The organism is Streptomyces sp. AK010 (assembly GCF_014207295.1).
Classification (GTDB): domain Bacteria; phylum Actinomycetota; class Actinomycetes; order Streptomycetales; family Streptomycetaceae; genus Streptomyces; species Streptomyces massasporeus.
This window is the reverse complement of the sequence record NZ_JACHCX010000024.1, coordinates 33,559-53,051: the sequence shown is the minus strand read 5'-3', so window position 1 is coordinate 53,051 and position 19,493 is coordinate 33,559. Positions and strand designations below refer to the sequence as shown.

At 70.4% G+C, this 19,493-nt stretch carries 15 protein-coding genes and 2 pseudogenes; 5 read left to right on the top strand and 12 right to left on the bottom strand.

Annotated elements, in window-relative coordinates; genetic code table 11:
• Nucleotides 1-47 precede the first annotated feature (47 nt).
• Together HDC93_RS32850 and HDC93_RS32845 are read right to left on the bottom strand one after the other, a co-directional pair.
• On the bottom strand, nt 48-1,319 hold the full coding sequence (locus tag HDC93_RS32850) for a TrpB-like pyridoxal phosphate-dependent enzyme (RefSeq protein WP_185014479.1): 1,272 nt from the start codon (nt 1,317-1,319) through the stop codon (nt 48-50).
• A 416-nt stretch (nt 1,320-1,735) separates the two neighbouring features.
• Entirely contained in the window at nt 1,736-2,773 is a 1,038-nt protein-coding gene (locus HDC93_RS32845) for a ParB/RepB/Spo0J family partition protein (RefSeq protein ID WP_185014478.1), read from the bottom strand.
• Nucleotides 2,774-3,498: 725 nt separating this feature from the next.
• Between HDC93_RS32845 and HDC93_RS32840 the strand changes: the two genes are divergently transcribed.
• Nucleotides 3,499-3,717 (top strand): hypothetical protein, encoded by a 219-nt coding sequence (locus HDC93_RS32840; protein WP_185014477.1) that lies wholly within the window; start codon nt 3,499-3,501, stop codon nt 3,715-3,717.
• Between the two features lie 41 nt (nt 3,718-3,758).
• Here the strand turns inward: HDC93_RS32840 and HDC93_RS32835 are convergent, their stop codons facing one another.
• A complete protein-coding gene (locus tag HDC93_RS32835) occupies nt 3,759-4,118 on the bottom strand; it encodes a hypothetical protein (protein WP_185014476.1) in 360 nt (119 codons plus the stop codon).
• Nucleotides 4,119-4,360: 242 nt separating this feature from the next.
• Nucleotides 4,361-5,206 carry an RNA polymerase sigma factor SigF gene (locus HDC93_RS32830; protein ID WP_185014475.1) on the bottom strand — a complete coding sequence of 282 codons (846 nt, stop codon included), beginning with the start codon at nt 5,204-5,206 and terminating at the stop codon, nt 4,361-4,363.
• 248 nt (nt 5,207-5,454) lie between these two features.
• Between HDC93_RS32830 and HDC93_RS32825 the strand changes: the two genes are divergently transcribed.
• The gene (locus HDC93_RS32825; protein ID WP_311774680.1) at nt 5,455-7,266 is read left to right on the top strand and encodes a S8 family serine peptidase; all 1,812 of its coding nucleotides are present in this window, start codon (nt 5,455-5,457) and stop codon (nt 7,264-7,266) included.
• Between the two features lie 92 nt (nt 7,267-7,358).
• Here the strand turns inward: HDC93_RS32825 and HDC93_RS32820 are convergent.
• The 8 genes and pseudogenes from HDC93_RS32820 to HDC93_RS32785 form a co-directional block, all read right to left on the bottom strand.
• Nucleotides 7,359-7,703: pseudogene (locus HDC93_RS32820) on the bottom strand (cytochrome P450); the annotation flags it as partial.
• 38 nt (nt 7,704-7,741) lie between these two features.
• On the bottom strand, nt 7,742-8,992 hold the full coding sequence (locus tag HDC93_RS32815) for an IS256 family transposase (RefSeq protein ID WP_260419894.1): 1,251 nt from the start codon (nt 8,990-8,992) through the stop codon (nt 7,742-7,744).
• Between the two features lie 85 nt (nt 8,993-9,077).
• Nucleotides 9,078-10,535 carry an oxygenase MpaB family protein gene (locus HDC93_RS32810; RefSeq protein ID WP_185014473.1) on the bottom strand — a complete coding sequence of 486 codons (1,458 nt, stop codon included), beginning with the start codon at nt 10,533-10,535 and terminating at the stop codon, nt 9,078-9,080.
• On the bottom strand, nt 10,532-11,218 hold the full coding sequence (gene uppS / locus HDC93_RS32805) for a polyprenyl diphosphate synthase (protein WP_221517438.1): 687 nt from the start codon (nt 11,216-11,218) through the stop codon (nt 10,532-10,534). Before uppS ends, HDC93_RS32810 begins: the two co-directional genes overlap by 4 nt.
• Before the next feature lie 588 nt (nt 11,219-11,806).
• Nucleotides 11,807-12,520, bottom strand: a complete 714-nt coding sequence (locus HDC93_RS32800) for a hypothetical protein (protein ID WP_185014471.1) — start codon at nt 12,518-12,520, stop codon at nt 11,807-11,809.
• Between the two features lie 474 nt (nt 12,521-12,994).
• Nucleotides 12,995-13,769 (bottom strand): annotated as a pseudogene (locus HDC93_RS32795) (IS701 family transposase); the annotation flags it as partial.
• A gap of 126 nt (nt 13,770-13,895) precedes the next feature.
• On the bottom strand, nt 13,896-14,777 hold the full coding sequence (locus tag HDC93_RS32790) for a diacylglycerol kinase family protein (protein WP_185014470.1): 882 nt from the start codon (nt 14,775-14,777) through the stop codon (nt 13,896-13,898).
• A gap of 82 nt (nt 14,778-14,859) precedes the next feature.
• A complete protein-coding gene (locus tag HDC93_RS32785; RefSeq protein WP_185014469.1) occupies nt 14,860-16,458 on the bottom strand; it encodes an FAD-binding oxidoreductase in 1,599 nt (532 codons plus the stop codon).
• Between the two features lie 65 nt (nt 16,459-16,523).
• On the opposite strand from HDC93_RS32785, the gene HDC93_RS32780 reads away from it, so the two are divergent.
• The 3 genes from HDC93_RS32780 to HDC93_RS32770 all read left to right on the top strand — a co-directional run bounded on the left by HDC93_RS32780 (nt 16,524) and on the right by HDC93_RS32770 (nt 19,395).
• Nucleotides 16,524-17,141, top strand: coding sequence for a TetR/AcrR family transcriptional regulator (locus tag HDC93_RS32780; protein ID WP_185014468.1), 618 nt, complete (start codon nt 16,524-16,526; stop codon nt 17,139-17,141).
• Nucleotides 17,138-18,718, top strand: a complete 1,581-nt coding sequence (locus tag HDC93_RS32775; protein WP_185014467.1) for a glycerol-3-phosphate dehydrogenase/oxidase — start codon at nt 17,138-17,140, stop codon at nt 18,716-18,718. The genes HDC93_RS32780 and HDC93_RS32775 overlap by 4 nt, the downstream gene beginning before the upstream one ends.
• A 185-nt stretch (nt 18,719-18,903) precedes the next feature.
• Nucleotides 18,904-19,395 carry a hypothetical protein gene (locus HDC93_RS32770; protein ID WP_185014466.1) on the top strand — a complete coding sequence of 164 codons (492 nt, stop codon included), beginning with the start codon at nt 18,904-18,906 and terminating at the stop codon, nt 19,393-19,395.
• Nucleotides 19,396-19,493 lie beyond the last annotated feature (98 nt).

The following is a 19,493-nucleotide window of genomic DNA, read 5'->3' as shown; positions in this document are numbered from 1 at the left end:
TGGCTTCCCAATCGCATGGTGCGAAGATGCCGTGAACGATGGTGCGGCTATGCGTCGAGCAGGACCTCGTTGTATCCCTGCAGATCGAGGAATCCGGAGCCGCTGGCCAGGACCACGATCACCGGTTCGGCGTTTTCCGCGTCGGCCTTCGCCACGACGTCCAGGGCCGCCGCGACCGCGTGACCGGCCTCGGGGGCGAGCAGCAGGCCTTCGGTCTGCAGCAGTAGCCGGCCGGCCTCCAGCGCTGTCCGCTGGTCGAAGGCGACGGCGTCGAGGACGCGCTCGCGCCGGAGCAGGCTGACCAGGGCGGAGCTGTGATGGTTGCGCAGGCCGCCGACGTGGTTGGGCGGGGGGATGAAGCTCTCCCCCATCGTGTAGCCCAGCACCTCGGGCGTGTAGCCGCCCAGGTCGGTGCGGCCGTACGCGTAGACGCCCTGGGTGAGCCGGGGCGCCGCCGTGGATTCCGCGGCGAGGAAGCGGAGGTCGGCCCCGTCGGCCTTGGCCCGCAGGTGAGGGCCGATGAGACCGCAGAGGTTGCTTCCGCCACCCGAGCACGCGATGAGGTGGTCGCCGCGCCCGTCGACGCCCAGGTCCTCGCCGTGGGTCGTCTTGAGCTGCTGCGCGATCTCGAGCCCGAGCAACGTCTGATGGAGGTAGACGTGCGGCATCCCGCTGCCGGCGAGATACGCGGCGGAGGGGTTGCCCAGGGCGTGCTCGATCGCGTCGCTGATCGCGGTGCCGAGGCTGCCGGGGTGGTCCGGGTTCTCCCCGAGGATCTTTCGTCCGATCGCCGTGTGGGTCGACGGCGACGGCCGTACCTTGGCCCCCAGGAGCTCCATGTAGTGACGCCGGTAGGGCTTCTGCTCGAGCGAGCACCTCACCATGAAGATCTCGGCCCGCAGACCGAACATCTTCGCCGCCAGCGCGACGCTCATCCCCCACTGACCCGCCCCGGTCTCGGTGACGAGGGTCGTCCGCCCCTCCTCGGCCGCGTAATACGCCTGGGCTATGGCGGTGTTCAGCTTGAAGCTGCCGGTGGGAAGGACGTCTTCACGCTTGAGGTAGATTCTCGCGCCGGTACCGAGATACTTCTCGAGCCGGTGCGCCCGGTGCAACGGTGTCGGCCGGCCGCATTGCCGCAGCCACTCCGTGACCGGTTCGGGAATGGCAATCCACTGCTCCCCCGAACCGTTTTGCTCGACGAGTACTCGCGGCCGAATTGCGGCCGATATCTCCGCGGCCGTGGGGCTTCCGGAATCTCTGACTTCGGGCATGGGGCCCGGCAGATCTGCCAGGAAGTTGCACCAATGGGTCGGCATCCCCGGTAATGATGAACCGTTAGGAACAATGCGTTGAGGCACGGGTGACTGCTCATGCCCAACATGGCCAGGACTATACGAAGTCACGTTCCCCCCGCACCCCCGCTTCAAAATTGTGTGAGCCAGCGTACAAACCGTTCGAGCACCGCGCAACCGTTTGAACTGAAGTCGCACATTCAACGAATACCGCAGACCCCAGAAAGGCTTTTCTATCCCCATCAGGAGCCACGCCGGATTGATCAGCCGGCGAAGACGAAGTTCGGAGCGCGTCGGCGAATAGACCCGAGGGCCGCTGAATCCGATGTGCCGGCGTTTCACACAGCGCCTGCGGGGATCCACGAGACGATCTCGACGGAATCAACCGGAGGCGACAATCCGAGGCGTCGGCAACGGTGTTCGATGAACCGGCCGGAGATCTATACGTCAGCTTCCCTGGAATTGATCCGTTCCGTCAACGATTCCGCCAGGAGCTGCCAGCTCTCGGCGTGCTGCCGTGCCAGCTCGGCGATCAGAGGTGCGCAGTGGATCGGAATGCTGCTCGCCATCGCCGCCCAGTCGTGCGGCTGCGTCGCCGAGGGGTCCAGTGTCCGCAGCAGCTTCCGGCCCACCTCGGTGAACCGTAGCGAGGGATCGGCGCGCAACCGCCGCACGGCCAGTGACAGGTCCGCGCTCCCCGCCTTGGGACGTTTCACGAGGGCAGGGCGGCCGGCCCCGGTCTCCCGGACCCGCCCGTCGCCCGGCTGCTCCGTCGGCGGCGGCTCTCCCGGAAGTGCGCGGGCCCGCTTTCGCGTGTCCTTCGCCGTGGTGAGCGAGATGCCCGCGGCACGCGCCACCTCCTGCGCGGACGCGTCGGGATGCGCGGCGAGGTACGCCAACGCGCGACTGCGGCCTTCGGCCGCCGCGAGGGGGTAGGCCACCCCGTCACGCCCGAGTCGCACCGCTGTCGGGTGCGGAAGTTCCGCACCCGACCGGCGCCTGAGTGCCGCGACGGTCTTGTCCGACAGGCCCACGACCCCCGCCAGCCGCCGGTTGGACCACTCCGGGAAGTCGGCGAGCATGTGCAGGGCCGCGGCCTTGCGGTCGGCAAGGGAGAGTGGCAGTCCGTGGTTGCTGTTCAGCTTGACCGCGAGCACGAAGGCCTCGCGCTCATCACCGTTGAAGAGCACGGCACTGATGTGCGTGGCGCCGCTGTTCTCCACCGCCCTGAGCCGGTGCACACCGTCGATGACGGTCATCGTCTTCCGGTGGATGACGATCGGCGGCAGTTCGGAGCACACTTCGGCGAGCGCGTTGATGTGCCGTGGATCCTCCCCGACCGTACGAAGCGAACCCACGACCACGATGGCGCTGATCGGCACCTGGATGATCTCCGATAAACGTCCGCCCAGATGCGGATCCGGGCGGCGTAAGTGCTGCTGTATCGGTTTCTGTACGGATGCGGAGATGTGGTCCATCGCTCTTCCTCCTCAGCTCCCAGCGGACCCACCGACTGTCGTGCGACTCATCCGGTTGCGGATGTCGTCAGGCAGCGCGGCGAACCACGGGCCGATGATAGGAAGAACCGTCATGCTCCATCGGAAAGGTGAACAACATCGAGTCTCCCCCGTGACGCAATGCCGAGAACCGACTCCCGAACCCTGTCAGGAGGATCGGATCGGTGCAAGGCTTCTGTCATGCCGTCCTGTCGAGGAAGCCGATCCTTTCTTGATCGCTGATCGAGGGGCGACCGGAGTGCAAAGCTCCCCTCGCGGGCGGAATGATCGGCTCCCCGCGAGCGGACGGAAATGTCCCCGCAGCTGGACGCATGATCTGCCTTCGCCTTCCGGACCACGAGGCCGGTCCTCTTGGCCTGCGTGAAGCGCAAAGACGAGATCATGGAGCGATGGAAGCCGCCGATTAACAGGTAGTCCCGCGCAACGCCGGAAAGTTCAAAGTTCGACCAGTACTCCCCCTGCTCCGGTGGTTGCTCTCCCGTGAATTCACCTGCCACGTACAGCGGCCAGAGCGTGAAAACGATCCAGGAGCCGGGGACCTGCCTGCCTCGCGGATGGCGCCCGCGGCCTCATGATGTCGCTGGTGGGGCTGACGGCGGGTGCCGGGGCGTTGCACCGGGGTTGAGCCCCTGTGCGCCCTGCCGGCGCCCTCCCGTTCGGGTACGGGACGGCGCACGGTCGAGCGCATGGGGGTCGGCGGGGAAGCGTGTGAGGGTCGCGGGGACGGCACGGACTGCCCGAACGGGGAGGTGCTCGACGTGGGGGCGGACGGCCCCCGGTGCGAGGAGTGCCGGCACCACTGGGAGTTGGACGCGACCGTGCCGGAACGCAGGGTGGTGGAGGACGAGGGGCCGACGCGGCCACTGGGCGCTCCCGGCGAGGCCGGTCACGACAGCGCCGCGTAGAGCCGCCCTCCACGGTCGTGCGCTCCCGGCACGGCCGCCGGTCAGTGGTCGGAGTAGCTGAAGTCGCCCACGGTCCAGGCAGTGATGTCCTCGATCGCGACGCGGAACATGCCGCCCGTCTCCGGGATTCCCACGGTTCCTTGCAGAATCCGCGCGACATGGAAGTGCAGATGCGTGGGCGGCCCGTCCTTCTTCTGCGGGGTTTCGAAGACGGCGGAGAACTCACCCAGGCGGGCGGAGTCCGTCAGCACCTCCGACACCCTCTGCCGCCACATGGCTTCGGGAGCCAGTCGACCGGTGATGACGGCACCACCGGTGACCACGGTCAGGGACATCTGGCTGCTCTGCCCGGATTCCACACGGGCGGCGATGTCAACGATCAGCTCGTCAGGCTTCGGCATGAGAGCGAATTGTATGCGCCGAGCCGCCGGGGTGGTTCGAGTGGTGCCGCCGACGGGCCGGACAGGCACGCAGGGGTCTCCCGCCGAGTGTCGGCGACAGCACGCCGCGGCACCGGCGGGCCGACCGCCCAAGGGCAGCCGGATGATCACCGCCTCGTCCGTGGGTCTCCCCCAGCGGGAGAACACCCGGTTCGGCGGCACCGGCCTCCTCGGATGATCTGACGCCCCGCGTCGTCCGCCGGTCAGCTCTCGGTGAGCATGCCCTCGCGCAGCCGGGCCAGGCAGCGCGAGAGCAGGCGGGAGACGTGCATCTGGGAGACACCGAGGCGTTCGCCGATCTGGGCCTGGGTGAGTTCTTCCGCGAAGCGCATGTGGATGATCTGCCGGTCGCGTTCGTCGAGGGCGGCGATCATCGGGGCGAGTGCGTGGAAGTCCTCCACGAGTTCGAGGGCCCGGTCGTCGGCGCCGATGAAGTCCGCCAGGGCCGTCTCGCCGTCCTCGCTGCCGCCGATCGCCGCGTCCAGGGAGGTGGAGTTGTAGCCGTTGGAGGCCAGCCGGGCCTCCCTGACCTCGTCCTCGGGCAGGCTCATCAGCTCCGACAGTTCCTTCACCGTCGGGGTGCGGCCCAGACGGCTGCGGAGTTCCTCGGTGGCGCGGGCGAGTTGGACGCGGGCCTCCTGCAGCCGGCGCGGCACGTGCACGGCCCAGGTGGTGTCGCGGAAGAACCGCTTGATCTCACCCACGATGTACGGGATGGCGAACGAGGTGAACTCCACCTCGCGGGTCAACTCGAACCGGTCGATGGCCTTGATCAGGCCGATCATGCCGACCTGGACGATGTCCTCCATCTCCTCCGGCCCACGGCTGCGGAACCGCCCCGCCGCGAAGCGGACCAGGGACATGTTCATCTCGATCAGCGTGTTCCGCGCGTACTGGTACTCGGGTGTGCCCTCCTCCAGCGCCGCGAGCTGGTCGAAGAACAGACGCGTCAGCTGCCGGGCGTCCTTCGGTGCCATCCGCGAGGGCTCGGCGACCTCCGGCAGGCCATCCAGGTTCGTTTCCGTCTTCGCCGTCGTCACTGTCGCCACGATGCTTCCCTCCCCTATACCTGCACGCTGCCGGCCTCCCGTGGGCTGACGAACGCGCGTGTACCCCGGCATGTACAGAGCATTCCCCCCCACGCGATCCGGAGTGAAGTCACCTACTTGGCTCCCTCCGACGATCAAAGCGCCGCAGCCCCTTCCCTTGTCATGCCCTCATCTGAAATCTTGCGTCGACCCATTCGACCCACGGCCCGGCGGGCATCACCCCTTGCCCCGGGCTCTCGGAGGATGCTGTGACAACCCCCCGCATATCCCGGCGCCGTCTCAGACGGTCGCTGCTGTCCGTCGCCGCTGCCGGAGCGGCCCTCGCGCTCGCCACGCCCGCCGGAGCGGCCGACGTGGACACCGGCCTTCCGCCCGGTCCGGGCGCGGCCCGCGCCGCCGTGCCCGCCCAGACTGCCGCCGGGTGGGCCGCCGGAACCCGCTCCTATCTCGTCATCACCGCTCCCGGCGACACCTCCGCCGCCCGCAACGCCGTCGCGGCGAACGGCGGTTCGGTCTTCGCGCACTACGACGCGATCGGCGTCGTGGTCGCCCACTCCTCGTCGGCCGGCTTCGCCGCCGCGATGCGCTCCGTCGCGGGCGTGCAGAAGGTGGGTGCGACCCGCACCTCGGACGTCCCCGCCGACGCCTACTCCCCCACCCTGCCGAGCGCTCCCGGGCAGTCGTCCACGACGCTCACCGAGACCGCGCGGTGGGACATGACCAGGATCAACGCCGACAAGGCCTGGGCCGTCAGCACCGGCTCGCCGTCCGTCACGGTGGGCGTCCTCGACACCGGAGTGGACGACCGGCACCAGGACATCGCACCCAACTTCGACACAGCGGACTCCGTCTCCTGCGCCTACGGCAAGGCCGACACCCGGGCCGGCGCCTGGCGTGACGTCGGCAGCCACGGCACCCACGTCGCGGGCACCATCGCCGCCGCGAAGAACGGCAAGGGCGTGGTCGGCGTCGCGCCGGGCGTGAAGATCGCCTCCGTGCGCGTGGCGGAGCCGAGCACGAGCATGTTCTTCGCCGAGAACACCGTCTGCGGCTTCATGTGGGCCGGTGACCACGGCTTCGACGTCACCAACAACAGCTATTACACGGACCCCTGGATGTTCAACTGCCCCGACGACCCGGACCAGGCGGCCATCATCGAGGGTGTGCGCCGGGCGCAGGAGTACGCGGAGGGCAAGGGTTCGCTCCAGGTCGCGGCAGCGGGCAACTCCAACTACGACCTGGCGAACAAGCGCAGCGACAGCTCCAGCCCGAACGACTCCACCCCCGTCAACCGCACCATCACCAACGCCTGCATCGACATCCCGACGGAGCTGCCGGGCGTGGTGACCGTCGCGGCGATGGGCAACGGGAACGTCAAGGCGTCGTACTCCAACTTCGGCCGGGACGTCATCGACGTCGCGGCCCCGGGCGGCGACGGAGCCTACGGCGTCTACTCCACGCTCCCCGGCGGCAAGTACGGGAACATGAACGGCACATCGATGGCGTCGCCGCACGTCGCCGGTGTCGCCGCGCTGCTGAAGAGTGCCGATCCGGCGGCCACCCCCGCTGATCTGCGCGCGCGGCTGGGAACCCAGGCCACGGACACCGCGTGCCCGTCCGACGGCCGCTGCACCGGCACCACGGCGAAGAACGCCTTCTTCGGAGAGGGCCAGGTCGACGCGCTGAAGGCCGTCGGTGGCACCACGCCGCCGCCCGGCCGCTCCTTCGAGAACACCACCGACGTCACCGTCGCCGACAACGCCACGGTGGAGTCACCGATCACCGTGACCGGTGTGACGGGCAACGCCCCGGCCGCGCTGAAGGTCGGTGTGGACATCAAGCACACCTACCGCGGCGACCTGGTGCTGTCCCTCGTCGCCCCCGACGGCTCGGTCTACTCCCTGGAGGACTTCGCCGACGGCGACAGCGGGGACGACGTGGTGAAGACGTACACGGTGGACGCCTCGTCGGAGACCGCGTCCGGTACGTGGAAGCTGCGTGTCCGCGACATCGCGACACAGGACACCGGGCGGATCGACGCCTGGAACCTCACCTTCTAGCGGGGGGGGCCTCCACCGAGTCCGTGAACTCCTCGCGGCAGGGCGGCGTCAGCGCCACGCCGCGAGGAGCAGGACCGGAGCTGCCCGCGCCCTCACCACGCCACGGGCAGCTCCAGGGGGAAGCGCCGGATCGTCCGGGTGTCCCAGGGCACGTCCTGGGCCGGCACGGCCAGCCGCAGTCGGGGGAGGCGGGTGAACAGGACCCCGATCGCAGCCTTCAGTTCCGCGACCGCGAGGGTGCTGGCCACACAGTGGTGGCCGCCCCAGCCGAACGTCAAATGAGGGTGGGACGCACGGTCGACGTCGAGGGCGCCCGGGTCCGCGAACACCTCCGGGTCCCGGTTGGCCGCCAGGTAGGAGACGTGCACGAAGTCGCCTGCTCGGATCAGCACACCTTCGATCTCCACGTCCTCCAGCGCGACGCGCGGGATGCCGAGGGTCTGGCAAACGAGTGGTGTAACTGGTGCAGTTGAGGTTACTGACGGGCCGCCGACAGGCGGCCGTCGAAGGTGATGTCGAAAGCGTTCGGCGCGGTCTTCCAGCGCATGGTCCAGCGGGCCTGCCCCTTGCCGGTGGGATCGAGGGACGTGATCGCCATGTAGACGCACTTCAGGGCGGCCTGCTCGTTGGGGAAGTCCCCGCGGGCCTTGACCGCCCGTCGGATCCGCGCGTTCACCGACTCGATCGCGTTCGTCGTGCAAACGATGCGGCGGATCTCGGTGTCGAACCGCAGGAACGGGGTGAACTCCTCCCACGAGTTCTCCCACAGCTTCACGATCACCGGATACTTCCGGCCCCGGGCGTCGGCGAACTCCGCGAGCCGGTCCAGGGCGGCCTCCTCGGTCGGCGCCGTGTAGACGGGCTTGAGAAGCCGGGCAATCTTGTCCCAGTCCTGGCGGGCGGCATAGCGGAAAGAGTTCCGCAGCAGATGCACCACGCAGGTCTGCACGATCGTCCGCGGCCAGACGGTCTCCACCGCCTCGGGCAGACCCTTGAGCCCGTCGCAGACCAGCATGAGCACGTCGCTGACGCCGCGGTTCTTGATCTCGGTGAGGATGTGCAGCCAGTGCTTGGCGCCCTCGCCGCCGTCACCGGCCCACAGTCCGAGGATTTCCCGCCGGCCCTCGACGGTGACGGCCAGGGCCACATAGAGGGGCCAGTCGGCGACCGCGCCGTCGCGAATTTTCACGTGAATGGCGTCGATGAAGACCACCGGATAGACGGCGTCGAGGGGGCGGCTCTGCCATTCGGCCATGCCCTCGAGGACCTTGTCGGTGATGGTGGAGATGGTCTGGCGGGAGACTTCGGCGCCATAGACCTCAGCCAGGTGGGCCTGGACCTCGCAGGTGGTCAGGCCCTTCGCGGCCAGTGAGATGACCATCTCGTCGACGCCGGTCAGGCGCTTCTGCCGCTTCTTGGCGATCTTCGGTTCGAAGGAGCCGTCGCGGTCGCGGGGCACGGTTATCTCCACCGGGCCGATGTCGGTCAGCACAGTCTTGGAGCGTTTGCCAATGCGGGAGTTGCCGCCGTTCTTGCCCACCGGATCGTGCTTGTCATAGCCGAGGTGGTCGGTGATCTCGCCTTCCAGGGCGGACTCCAGCAGCCGCTTGGTCAGCTGCTGCAGCAGCCCGCCCTCGCCGGTCAGTTGCAGGCCCTCGGCCTGGGCGCGGCCCACCAGCTCGTCGATCAGCTGGTCGTCCACGGCCTTCGGCGACGCAGCCTTCATGGGCGCCACGGCGTTGGACTCGGACACGTTCTCACTGGTCATCGATGCATCTCGGGAGTTACACCGAACGTCCTACAGTCCCGTTCTAGGCGTCGGCGAGGAGGGGGTCGTACTGCGTGCTCGTGCGGCGGCCGGACATGAAGGAGAGGAAGTCGCCCACGAAGGCGCTCCGGCCGTAGGCGCCGTCGGTGGTGGTGAGGTCGCGGTGGAAGGCGGTCCGGAAGAGGGTCCGGTATTCGTCGGCGTCGATGCTCCCGTTGCCGTCCTTGTCGGTGGCGTCGAAGAGGACCTCGGCGACGCGGATGAGCGCGGGTCCGGCGAGGGAAGGGGCGGCGTACTCCTCAGCGCTGACACGGCCGTCGCCGTCGGTGTCGAGGGCGGCCTGCAGCTCGCGCCACCAGGCGGCGAAGGCGTCGTAGAGCCGGGTCTCCTCGGGTTCGTCCAGGTCGAGGCGGGTGGAGAGTTCACGGGCCATGGCGGCGAGGTCGGGCCAGTCGAGGTACCCGTCGCCAGTCTGGTCCAGCACTTTGCGGAAGAACTCCTCCGCCGAGCGCCGCCCCTCTCCAGTGCTTGCCGAAGGCGCCGGGTCAGGATCGGGGGCGCCGCCCAGCGGTGTGAGGAGGCGGAGCAGGGCCGATGCCCGCTTCATACGGGCGCGCAGGGCGGCTACGGTGCGGGCGCGGGGGTCGTCGCTGTCGGGTGAGAGTGAGAGGGCTTCGATGATGCTGCCGGCGTTGATCCAGCCCTCGGGCAGGAAGCGGGCGAGCCCGGCTGCAAGGTAGGCGCCCTGCATGAGTGTCGCGGCACCGGGCATCTCAGGCAGGCCGGCCCGGCGCCGGTAGGGCTCGGGGAGCGAGGCGACGGTGATCGCGCCCAGGAGCGGACCGGCGACAGCGCGGCCGGCCGCCCACAGTGTCGGCGCCCCGTCGAGCAGGGCGGGGGCGGGCAGGTGGTCGAAGAGCCGGTAGAGGATGATGCGGGCCGCCTCGGTGTTCTCCAGCTCGTTTTCGACGACCCGATCGAAGTATCGCCAGAAGTCGTTCAGGTCTTCAGGTAGTTCTGCGGCGTCGCCGTCGAGGGCGGCGAGGAAGGTGCGGTACTCGGCGTACATCCGCTCCATCGTGTCCTGGTCGAGTGGCTGGCCGCTGAGCCGGCACATGGTGACGGCGCTCTCGAAGAGGGTGGCGACCACCCAGGCGCGGGTCGCGCGGTCCATCGCGTCGTAGGCGCGGCCGCGGGAGTCGGAACCGCTCATGCGGGCGTGTAGCCGGTTGAGTCGGGCGGCCTCCCGGTCGCGTTCCGCCGGGTCGGTGCCGAACATGCGCCGCATACTGAGGAGGGTGTTGCGCAGTCGGCGCCAGGGGTGGGCGACGAAGGTGGAGTTGTCGACGAGGGCGGCGCCGATCTGCGGGTGAGCGGCCTCCAGTACGGTGGCGCGGATCATGGCCAGGGCCCAGCGCGGGTCGTCGAAGAAGGCGCTGAACTGCGATTCCGGGTCGAACAGGGGTGCCTCGTCGGCCGTTCCCGTGGTTTCGGTGGTCATGATGGGTCTCCGTTCGTCTGGGCGGGCACGCCGCCGAAGCGGCGGTCTCGGTGCCGGTAGGTGTGCAGGCAGGCGAGGAAGTCGGGAGCCCGGAAGTCCGGCCAGAGCACCTCGGGGAAGACCCACTCGGCGTAGGCGACCTGCCAGAGCATGAAGTTGGAGATGCGCTGCTCGCCGGAGGTGCGGATGACCAGATCCACATCGGGGGTGTCGGGGAACGGCAGGTGGTCCGCGAAGAGCTGTTCGGTCACGTCGTCGGCGGGCGTCCCTGTCCGGATCAGCGACCTCGCAGCCTCGACGATGTCCCGGCGCCCGCCGTGGTCGAAGGCGACGGTCAGCGTCATCCCCCGGTTGTCGGCGGTCAGCGTCGCCAGGTCATCGAAGTCCTGGGCCAGCTCACGGGGGATGCGGGGGTCGGCGACCCCCAGGAAACGGCAGCGGATGCCGCGCGCGAGCAGCAGCGGCGCGTGCTTGCGCACAACCCGGCGGACCAGGCGCATCAGGAATTCGACCTCGGTGCCAGGGCGGTTCCAGTTCTCGGTGGAGAACGCGTACAGGCTGAGCCACTCCACGTCGGCGGCCCGGGCCGCCTCGATGACGTCGATGACGGCGGTCTCCGCGGCCCGGTGACCCGCCGTACGGGGAAGCGAACGCCGCTGCGCCCAACGGCCGTTGCCGTCCATCACGCAGGCCACGTGCCGCGGCCCCGCACGCGCCGCCCTTTCGTCCCGCCGCTGCCCGCCGGGTCCGTCGTCGCGCTGTCGCCCGCCCGGCCGGTCCTCCGTCACCGCGCGTGCGCGCGGGACGCCGTGGTCCGTCACGCCTGCCCCTCCCCGTCCGAAGCGGCACGACCGGCACCGCGCTCGGTCACGCCCACCCTGCCTCGCCGCTCCCGCCTCGCCCACGCACCACGGGCGGGTTTCCTCCCGGGAGTCTGACAGCGCGAAAGGGCCCTGACTGTCCTCTGCCACTGATCCTTGACCGTTTACCACTGAACATTGACCAACGCGATCTTCTGCCACTGAAGTTTGATCACCGCAGGTCGGTGCGCTATCGCTGTCGGCTGCGCCATTGGGCAGCGCGCATTGGCGCGTGCTTGGGCCCCGTGATCCTGCTCGCGCCAGGGCCTACGCGGCGTGCGGCAGTTCTGCGGCCGGTGCGGGGCCGGGCAGGAACACCCTGCCCGGCCCCACTGCGCTTCCCCGTCCCCTGCCGTGCCCCATTGATCGGGCCGGGCCGCGGGTGCGGTGTGGCCGGCCCGGCGCTCGGGATCAGAACGTGTCGGGGAGGGTTCCGGTGACCTCGTTGCCGTAGTTGTAGAGGTTGGCGACGTTGCTGGTGGCTCCGACGATCAGGCGGATGCTCTCTCCGGCCTTGCGCTGTCCGCGGACCAGGATGTCCTTCAGGCCGTCGTCGGTCTTGAAGGTCTCGTACTTCCAGCTCCCGGAGGCGGACTTGTGGCCGAACGTCGCGTGCTGCTGGGTGAGGGCGCCGCCCTGGGTGTCGGCATCCAGGGTTCCCCGTACGACGTATCCGGTCGGCCCGTCCGCCCAGGCGTGGCCGTTGAAGCGGACGTAGTAGGAGTTGTTCTCGTTCCCGTCCGTCTTCGTGTACATGGCCACGACCTCCTGGGGCGGACCACCGGCAGTCACCGTCGTCGCCGACCCGTACTGGTAGTTGCCCATGGCTGTGACGTTCGCACCGATCCTGAAGTCGACCGTCTCGTTCGGCAGCCGTGTCCCCTCACCCTCGACCTTGATGGGGTCGCCCGTGATCCGGAACTCCAATGTGTTCCAGTCGCCCGAGGTGGCCCCGTGTTCGACCTGCACCGTGTTGTCGAAGCTCTCGTTGGAGCGGTCGAGCCCGCAGTTTCCCCTGACCGTCCCGGCGAACTTGTATCCGGTGGCGCCCCGGGGCTCCACTGCCCCTTCGAATACGAGGTCGGTGCCGAAGTTGTCCTTGAACCCCACCTTCACAACTCCCACGAACCTGCTCCTCTCCGCGGTCTGCGCCCGTCCCGGGCTTGTCCCGCCATGATCATGGACCGGACCGGAGGTGATCGGCGAACAGGGGCCGAGTCCCTCGATCGGGTGAAGTCCCAGGGTTTCCCGAGTGCGGCGCGGGGCCGGGTGACTGCCCAGCCTGCAGGGAACGCCACACTCGCGGCCAGAGCGCGCGATCCGCTGACTGGCGCGCCCCTGAAGGGGACCTGACGGCCGCTCAATAGCTGGACCCGTGATCGTTCTCACCGATAACCGCCGTACCAGTAACAAGGCCAGTCAGGTCGGGCGCAGTGCGCGGACTACTCCGTCGCTGGAATCGGAGAGTTGTGACCTGAGCTTTCCGGCGTCTTCTTCTAGTAGGACTCCGTTAGGTTGCTCGGGCTCTTGGGTTCTGGCTGGTGGTGGATGTTCTGGGAAGGGGCCGGTGACATGTGGTGCAGGTGCCCGTCCAGCAGTTCAGCAGGTCTTGGATGGCGTCAAGGGTCTGGTGGAGGGTGAGTCCGCTGTATCGGCTTTCGGGGCCAGGCGCTGTTCGGTGAGGAAGGCGTGGGCGGCGGTGACCAGGGTGACGTGGTGGTGCCAGCCTGTCCAGGAACGTCCCTCGAAGTGGTCCAGCCGAGGCCGTGTTTGAGTTCGCGGTAGTCGTGCTCGGTCCGCCAGCGCATCTTGGCAGGGCGGACCAGTTCGGCAAGCGGGGTGTCGGCGGGCAGGTTGGACAGCCAGTAGTCGGTGGGTGCTTCGGCTCCGGCCGGCCATTCGACCAGCAGCGTGACCTCGGACAGGACACCGTCCCAGGAGCCGTCCCGTGCGGTGGCGGCGGCCTGGGCCAGGCGGCGGGCCCGCACTCCGGCCGGCCGTACCCGCAGTGCCAGGAAGCGCGAGCGCATCGGTCCGCGGGAGCCTTCCCGCCAGGTCACCCCGGTGAAAGCCTGCCGGCCATGACCGCAGCGAGCGCTGCGACCGAGGACGGCCTGTCGCGGTAGCAGGGCTGCGGCTTGCGGCCGTTTCCGGACCACGCCGGGGCGGTGGGCCGCGCGTCGTGCGGGTGGACGGTCACGTCCGAACGCACCGCCACGACATAGCCGATGCCCCGGCCGTCCAGGTTGTCGCGGAAATCGGCGTTCTGCCCGTAGCCGGCATCGGCCACCACCACCGGCGGCACCAGCCCCCACCCGGCCAGCTCGTCGAAGACGTCCAGGGCCAGACGCCACTTCTCCCGGTGCCCGACCCCTTCCGCCAACTTCGCCCGAGCCCGGTTCACTTCATGTGCGTCCACACCACCAACATGCCCCCGAACAGGACCGCGAGACAGACCTAACGGAGTCCTACTAGACGGCCGTCAGGGGGCAGCCCGGCCTCAGCACAGGACGCGCAGTGCGCCGGGCAGGACCCTGGCCGTGACCGGGAGGGCGGCCTCGATCTCGCCGTCGGCGCCGTAGGGGAGGTCTCTGTCGGCCTCTATGCGTATCTCCCGGCCGCGCAGGACCTGCACCTGGGGGCGGTGGATGTGGGCGCCGGTGTCGAGTTCCTTCATCAGGGCGAAGAACAGCCGGCGCGGCGCGTCGCGGATCATCACGACGTCGAGGAGACCGTCGTCCAGCCGCGCCTCGGGAGCGATGCGGCGCGCGGAGCCGTAGTAGCTGGAGTTGGCGGCCACCACGGTGTAGCCGGTGCAGGTGTGCTCCTGGCCGTCGACGGTGATCCGGTAGCGGACGGGGCGCCAGGTGCTGATCGCGCGCAGGGCACCGGCGTAGTAGGAGGCCGAACCGCGCAGCAGGCGGGAGCGGTTGGCGTGGAGGTTGGCCAGCGCGTCCACGCCCGCGTAGACGCTGCCGAGCACGACGGTGCCGGCGTGGACGGACGAGGTGACCTCGATGGTGTCCACGGCACGCGGCGTGCCGTGGAGCAGCACGCGTGCCACGCCTTCGGGGTCGCCGGGCAGGCCCAGGGCACGGGCGAAGTCGTTGCCGCGCCCGGCCGGGACCATGCCGAACAGTGCGCCGGTGCCGCTGAGGGCTCCGCCGATGCTTCCGGTGATGCCGTCACCGCCGACGGCGAGCACGACCCGGCCTCGTTCCCCGGCGTGCCGGGCGAGTTCGCGGGCGTGGGCGAGGCTGCGGCTGTACTCGGTCTCCAGCTCAGCGCCCGCCTCCCGCAGCAGACGGGCCACCTTCAGCAGCGCCGCAGCGCTGGTGGCTCCGCCCGCGGTGGGGTTGACGACGGCGGTGAACTGTCGCATCGATGTGCCTCCGGGCTGACGGGTGGTGCCGGGCTGTCGTCTGGTGGGGTGGTGCGTGTGCGGACCGGGAGCGGGGACGCGGTCAGTCGGTCGGCAGCAGGACGCCGGGGTTCAGCAGGCCGTCCGGGTCCAGGCGTTGCTTGACGGCCCGCAGTGCCGCGACGCCCAGGTCCGTGGCCTCCCGGACGTACCAGTCGCGGTGGTCGGTGCCGACCGCGTGGTGGTGGGTGATGGTGCCCCCGGCGGCGAGGATCGCCTCGTTCGCGGCGTGCTTGGCGCGCGTCCAGTGCGCCACGGGCTCCTCGCCCTGGGCCGAGACGACGGTGAAGTACAGCGAGGCGCCGTTCTCGTAGACGTGCGAGATGTGGCACATGACCAGGGGCGCAGTGCCGTTCTCGGTGAGTGTGGCGGTCAGGGCGTCGCGGACGCCCGCGTACAGGCCGGGCAGCCGGGACCAGTAGGCGGCGGTCTCCAGCGTCTCGGCGAACGCTCCCGCTTCGAGGAGCGAGTCCCGCAGGTACGGGGCCGAGTAGCGGCCGTGCGCCCAGCGCCGCCCTGGTTCGTCGCCCGCGAACTCGCCGCCGCAGTCGGTGAGTACGGCCGCCGCGGCCGCCCGGCGCCGGGCGGTGTCCTCCTCGGTTCCCTCGAAGCCGACGACGGCGAGACATCCCGCGCTCTGCTGCTCGGCGGCGGAGCCGATGGCGTCGGGCTGGGCGAGGCCGATCAGTGTCTCGGTCTCGTCGGAGAGCCGGAGGACGGTCGGGCGCGGGCCGTCCTGGGCGAGCCGGCGCAGGGCGGCGGTGCCCTCGGCGAAGGAGGCGAAGCGCCATCCTTCGTAGCGGCGGGTCTGCGGGACGGGCCGGACGCGGACGGTGACGGAGGTGATGACGCCGAAGGCGCCCTCCGAACCGAGCAGCAGCTGCCGCAGATCGGGGCCGGCGGCCGAGCGCGGGGCGCGGCCGGTGTCGAGGGTTCCTCCGGGCGTGGCGAGGGTGAGGCCGAGGACCATCTCGTCGAAGCGGCCGTAGCCGGCGGAGGCCTGGCCGCTGGAGCGGGTCGCGGCGAAGCCGCCGATGGTGGCCCACTCGTAGGACTGCGGGAAGTGGCCGAGGCTGAAGCCGTGTTCGGCCAGGAGTGCCTCGGCCTCGGGGGCGCGCAGACCGGCCTGGAGGGTAGCGGTCCGGGAGACGGGGTCGAGGTCGAGCAGGCGGTTCAGGTGCCGCAGGTCCAGGGCGACGAAGGGCGCCTCGCCGGAGGGGGCGAGGCCTCCGACGACGGAGGTGCCGCCGCCGAACGGGACGAGGGCGAGGCGGTGTTCGGCGCAGACGCGGAGCACGGCGAGCACCTCGTCATGGCTCTGCGGGAGGGCCACGGCCGCCGGGGCGTCGGCGGTGTCACCGGCGCGCAGACGCAGCAGGTCCGGGGTGGACTTGCCGCGGGTGTGCCGGACGCGGCTCTCGGTGTCGGTGCGGACGTCGTCCGCCCGGTCGCCGAGTGCGGTGCGCAGCGCGTGCAGGGCGGCGCCGTCCAGGGCGGGCGTGGAGATCGCGATCTCCTCCAGCCGGGCTGATGCCGTGGGCTGCGGTTTGACGCCGAGCCAGTCGCGCAGCAGCCCGGTCACGGTGTCGGGCAGCGGCGTCGCCCTGGCCGGGTCTCCCCAGCCGTTCCACAGCATGTCCATGCCTGTCGTCCTCACCGGTCGTCGGGGTTGCCGCTGGAGCGGCCTCGGGCGTTACACTGTTACACATGACGCCTAATCGTCACAACAGCTCGGCCCAGCCGAACTCCGCCGACAACGACGTGGTGCTCGACGCCGTCCGCGACTGCGTCCTCGCCGTCGGGGTCCGGCGGACGACCATGACCGACGTGGCCCGTCGCGCGGGCCTCTCGCGGATGACGCTCTATCGCCGCTGGCCTGACGTCCGTTCCCTCGTCGGCGACCTCATGACGCGCGAGTGGATCGCCGTCGCGACCGGGTCCATGCCCGAGAGCCGGCCGGAGCTGGGCACGCGACCGCCGCTGATCGACGGCCTGGTCGCGGGGGTGAAGGCGTTCCGCGCCCACCCGCTCTTCCAGAAGATCGTCGACGTGGACCCCGAACTGCTCCTGCCCTACGTGCTGGACCGGCGCGGCGCGAGCCAGGAAGCCCTGCTGGGACTGCTCGCCGGGGCGCTGCGCGAAGGACACGCCGACGGTTCGGTGCGCGAGGCCCCGGCCGAACGCCAGGCCCGGACCGTACTGCTGATCCTGCAGTCCTTCGCCCTGTCTCTGCGCACCATGACCGACGAGGACGACGTCGAGCTCACCACGGCGGCGTTCCTGGCCGAACTGCGCACCGTTCTGGAGAGGACCCTCACCCCATGAGCCAGACCGCCGTTCCGGCCGCCGGGGCCTCCCTGTCCGCAGCCCGGCGCGCCCGCGAGCTGACCGAAGCGACCGACGGCCGCGTGGTGGACGTGCTGGTCGTGGGCCTCGGCGCGACCGGCGCCGGAGCGGCCCTCGACGCCGCCGCCCGCGGTCTGGACGTCGTCGCCGTCGACGCCCACGACCTCGCGTTCGGCACCTCGCGCTGGAGCTCCAAGCTCGTCCACGGAGGGCTGCGCTACCTGGCCTCGGCGCAGTTCGACGTCGCCCACGAGAGCGCGGTCGAACGCGGCGTGCTGATGGAGCGCACGGCGCCCCACCTGGTGCGTGCCCAGCCGTTCGTCCTGCCCCTGACCGGACTCGTCTCGCGCGGGCAGGCGGCGCTGGCCTGGGCCGGCTTCCGGGCCGGCGACGCCCTGCGGCTGTCGGCCCGTACGGCTCGGGCCACGCTGCCCGCCCCACGTCGGCTGTCGCCCGTCGAGACCCGGCACCTGGCCCCGGCGCTGCGCCCCGGCGGGCTGCGGGGCGGCCTGCTGTCCTGGGACGGACGGCTCACCGACGACGCCCGTCTGGTGACCGCCCTCGCCCGCACGGCCGCCGCGCGCCACGCCCGCGTGCTGACCCGTGTCCGGGCCCTGGGCCTCACCGCGTCCGGCGCCCGTGTGCGGGACGAACTCACCGGCGAGGAGGGCGAGATCCGGGCCCGTGCGGTGATCAACGCGTCCGGCGTGTGGGCCGGGGACCTCGTGGACGGCATCCGGATCCGGCCCTCCCGCGGCACCCACCTCGTCCTGCGCTCGGAGCACATCGGCCCGCTCCCCGCCGGCCTGCACATCCCCATCCCCAAAGAGACCAACCGCTTCGTCCTCGTCCTGCCCCAGGACGACGGCCGGGTCTACGTCGGACTCACCGACGAACCCCTCGTCGGGCCCGTCCCCGACGTCCCCGACGTGCCCGAGACGGACATCGGCTTCCTGCTCGACGTCCTCGGCTCCGTACTGGACGTCCCCATCCGCCGCGGCGACGTCGTCGGCGCGTTCGCCGGCCTGCGCCCCCTGCTGGACACGAGCGGGACGGCCCAGTCCGGCGCCGCCTCGCGCACGGCCGACATCTCCCGCCGGCACGCGGTGCTGACCTCACCGGACGGCGTGGTCAGCGTGGTCGGCGGCAAGCTCACCACGTACCGCCGGATGGCCGAGGACGCCGTGAACGCCGCGGTCGACGCACGCGGTCTGGCCGCCGGTCCCTCACCCACCGCCGCGCTCCCGTTGGTGGGCGCCGCGGCCCCCCGGGTACTCGCCGCACTCCGCGCGCCCCGCCGCCTGGTCCGGCGCTACGGCACCGAGGCACCGGCCGTGCATGCCCTGGCCGGGCAGGACCCGCGGCTGGCCGAGCCCGTCGTCCCGGGCCATCCCGTCACCGGCGCCGAGGTGCTGTGGGCACTGCGGCACGAGGGGGCCCTGGACGAGGCCGACCTGCTCGACCGGCGCACACGCATCGGACTGGTCCCGGCGGACCGGGCCGAGGCGCTGGGGGCCGTGCGCGCTCTGATGGGAGAAGCAGCACCCCTCGCGTGAGGCTGCCGTGGGGGACGGCGGGTGCGTGTCGTGACGCAGGCGAGCGGCTCCACTCTCACCCGCGCCGGGTGAAGCCCCCCGTTCCCTGCCGTGGGGATGCTGAGGAGGACGCGAGCCGAACCGTTCGCAGGAGGCTCCTCTCCCCCGTCCCCCTCCAGCCCCCGAGCATCGAATCGAGGCGCAAGATGACCACCACACCCACCCAACCGTCACACAGGGCGAGGGACGACTGGGCCACCGGCCTGACCGCCTTCGCCGCCGTGATGCTCTTCCTGGTCGGGCTGCTCGACCTCTTCCGGGGCATCATGGCCATCGCCGAGGACGACATCTTCGTCACGACCCGCAACTACGTCTTCGAGTACGACCTGACCGGCTGGGGCTGGATCCACCTCGCCCTCGGCGTGGTCGCCATGGCCGTCAGCGTGGGGCTGCTCAAGACGGCGATGTGGGCCCGTGTCGTCGGCGTCGCCATCGCCGGGCTCGTCATAGTCGCCAACTTCCTCTCCCTGCCGCAGTACCCGGTCTGGTCGATCGTGATGATCGCGCTGTCGGGCTTCATCATCTGGGCCCTGTGCGTCGTACCGCGCGAGAACCTTCTCGAACCGTCCGAGGAAGGCTCCTGGCGCGCACACGACGACGCGTTCCGTCCCACGGCCTCTCCCCGGCCTCCTCGCTGAGGGCCCCGGGGCGGCCTCGCAGGAGGCCCGGTCCGCCGTGCGGCCGGGCGGGAAGGCTGGGATGCTGAGGGTGGAAGCGCTGCCCATGACGTGGCCCT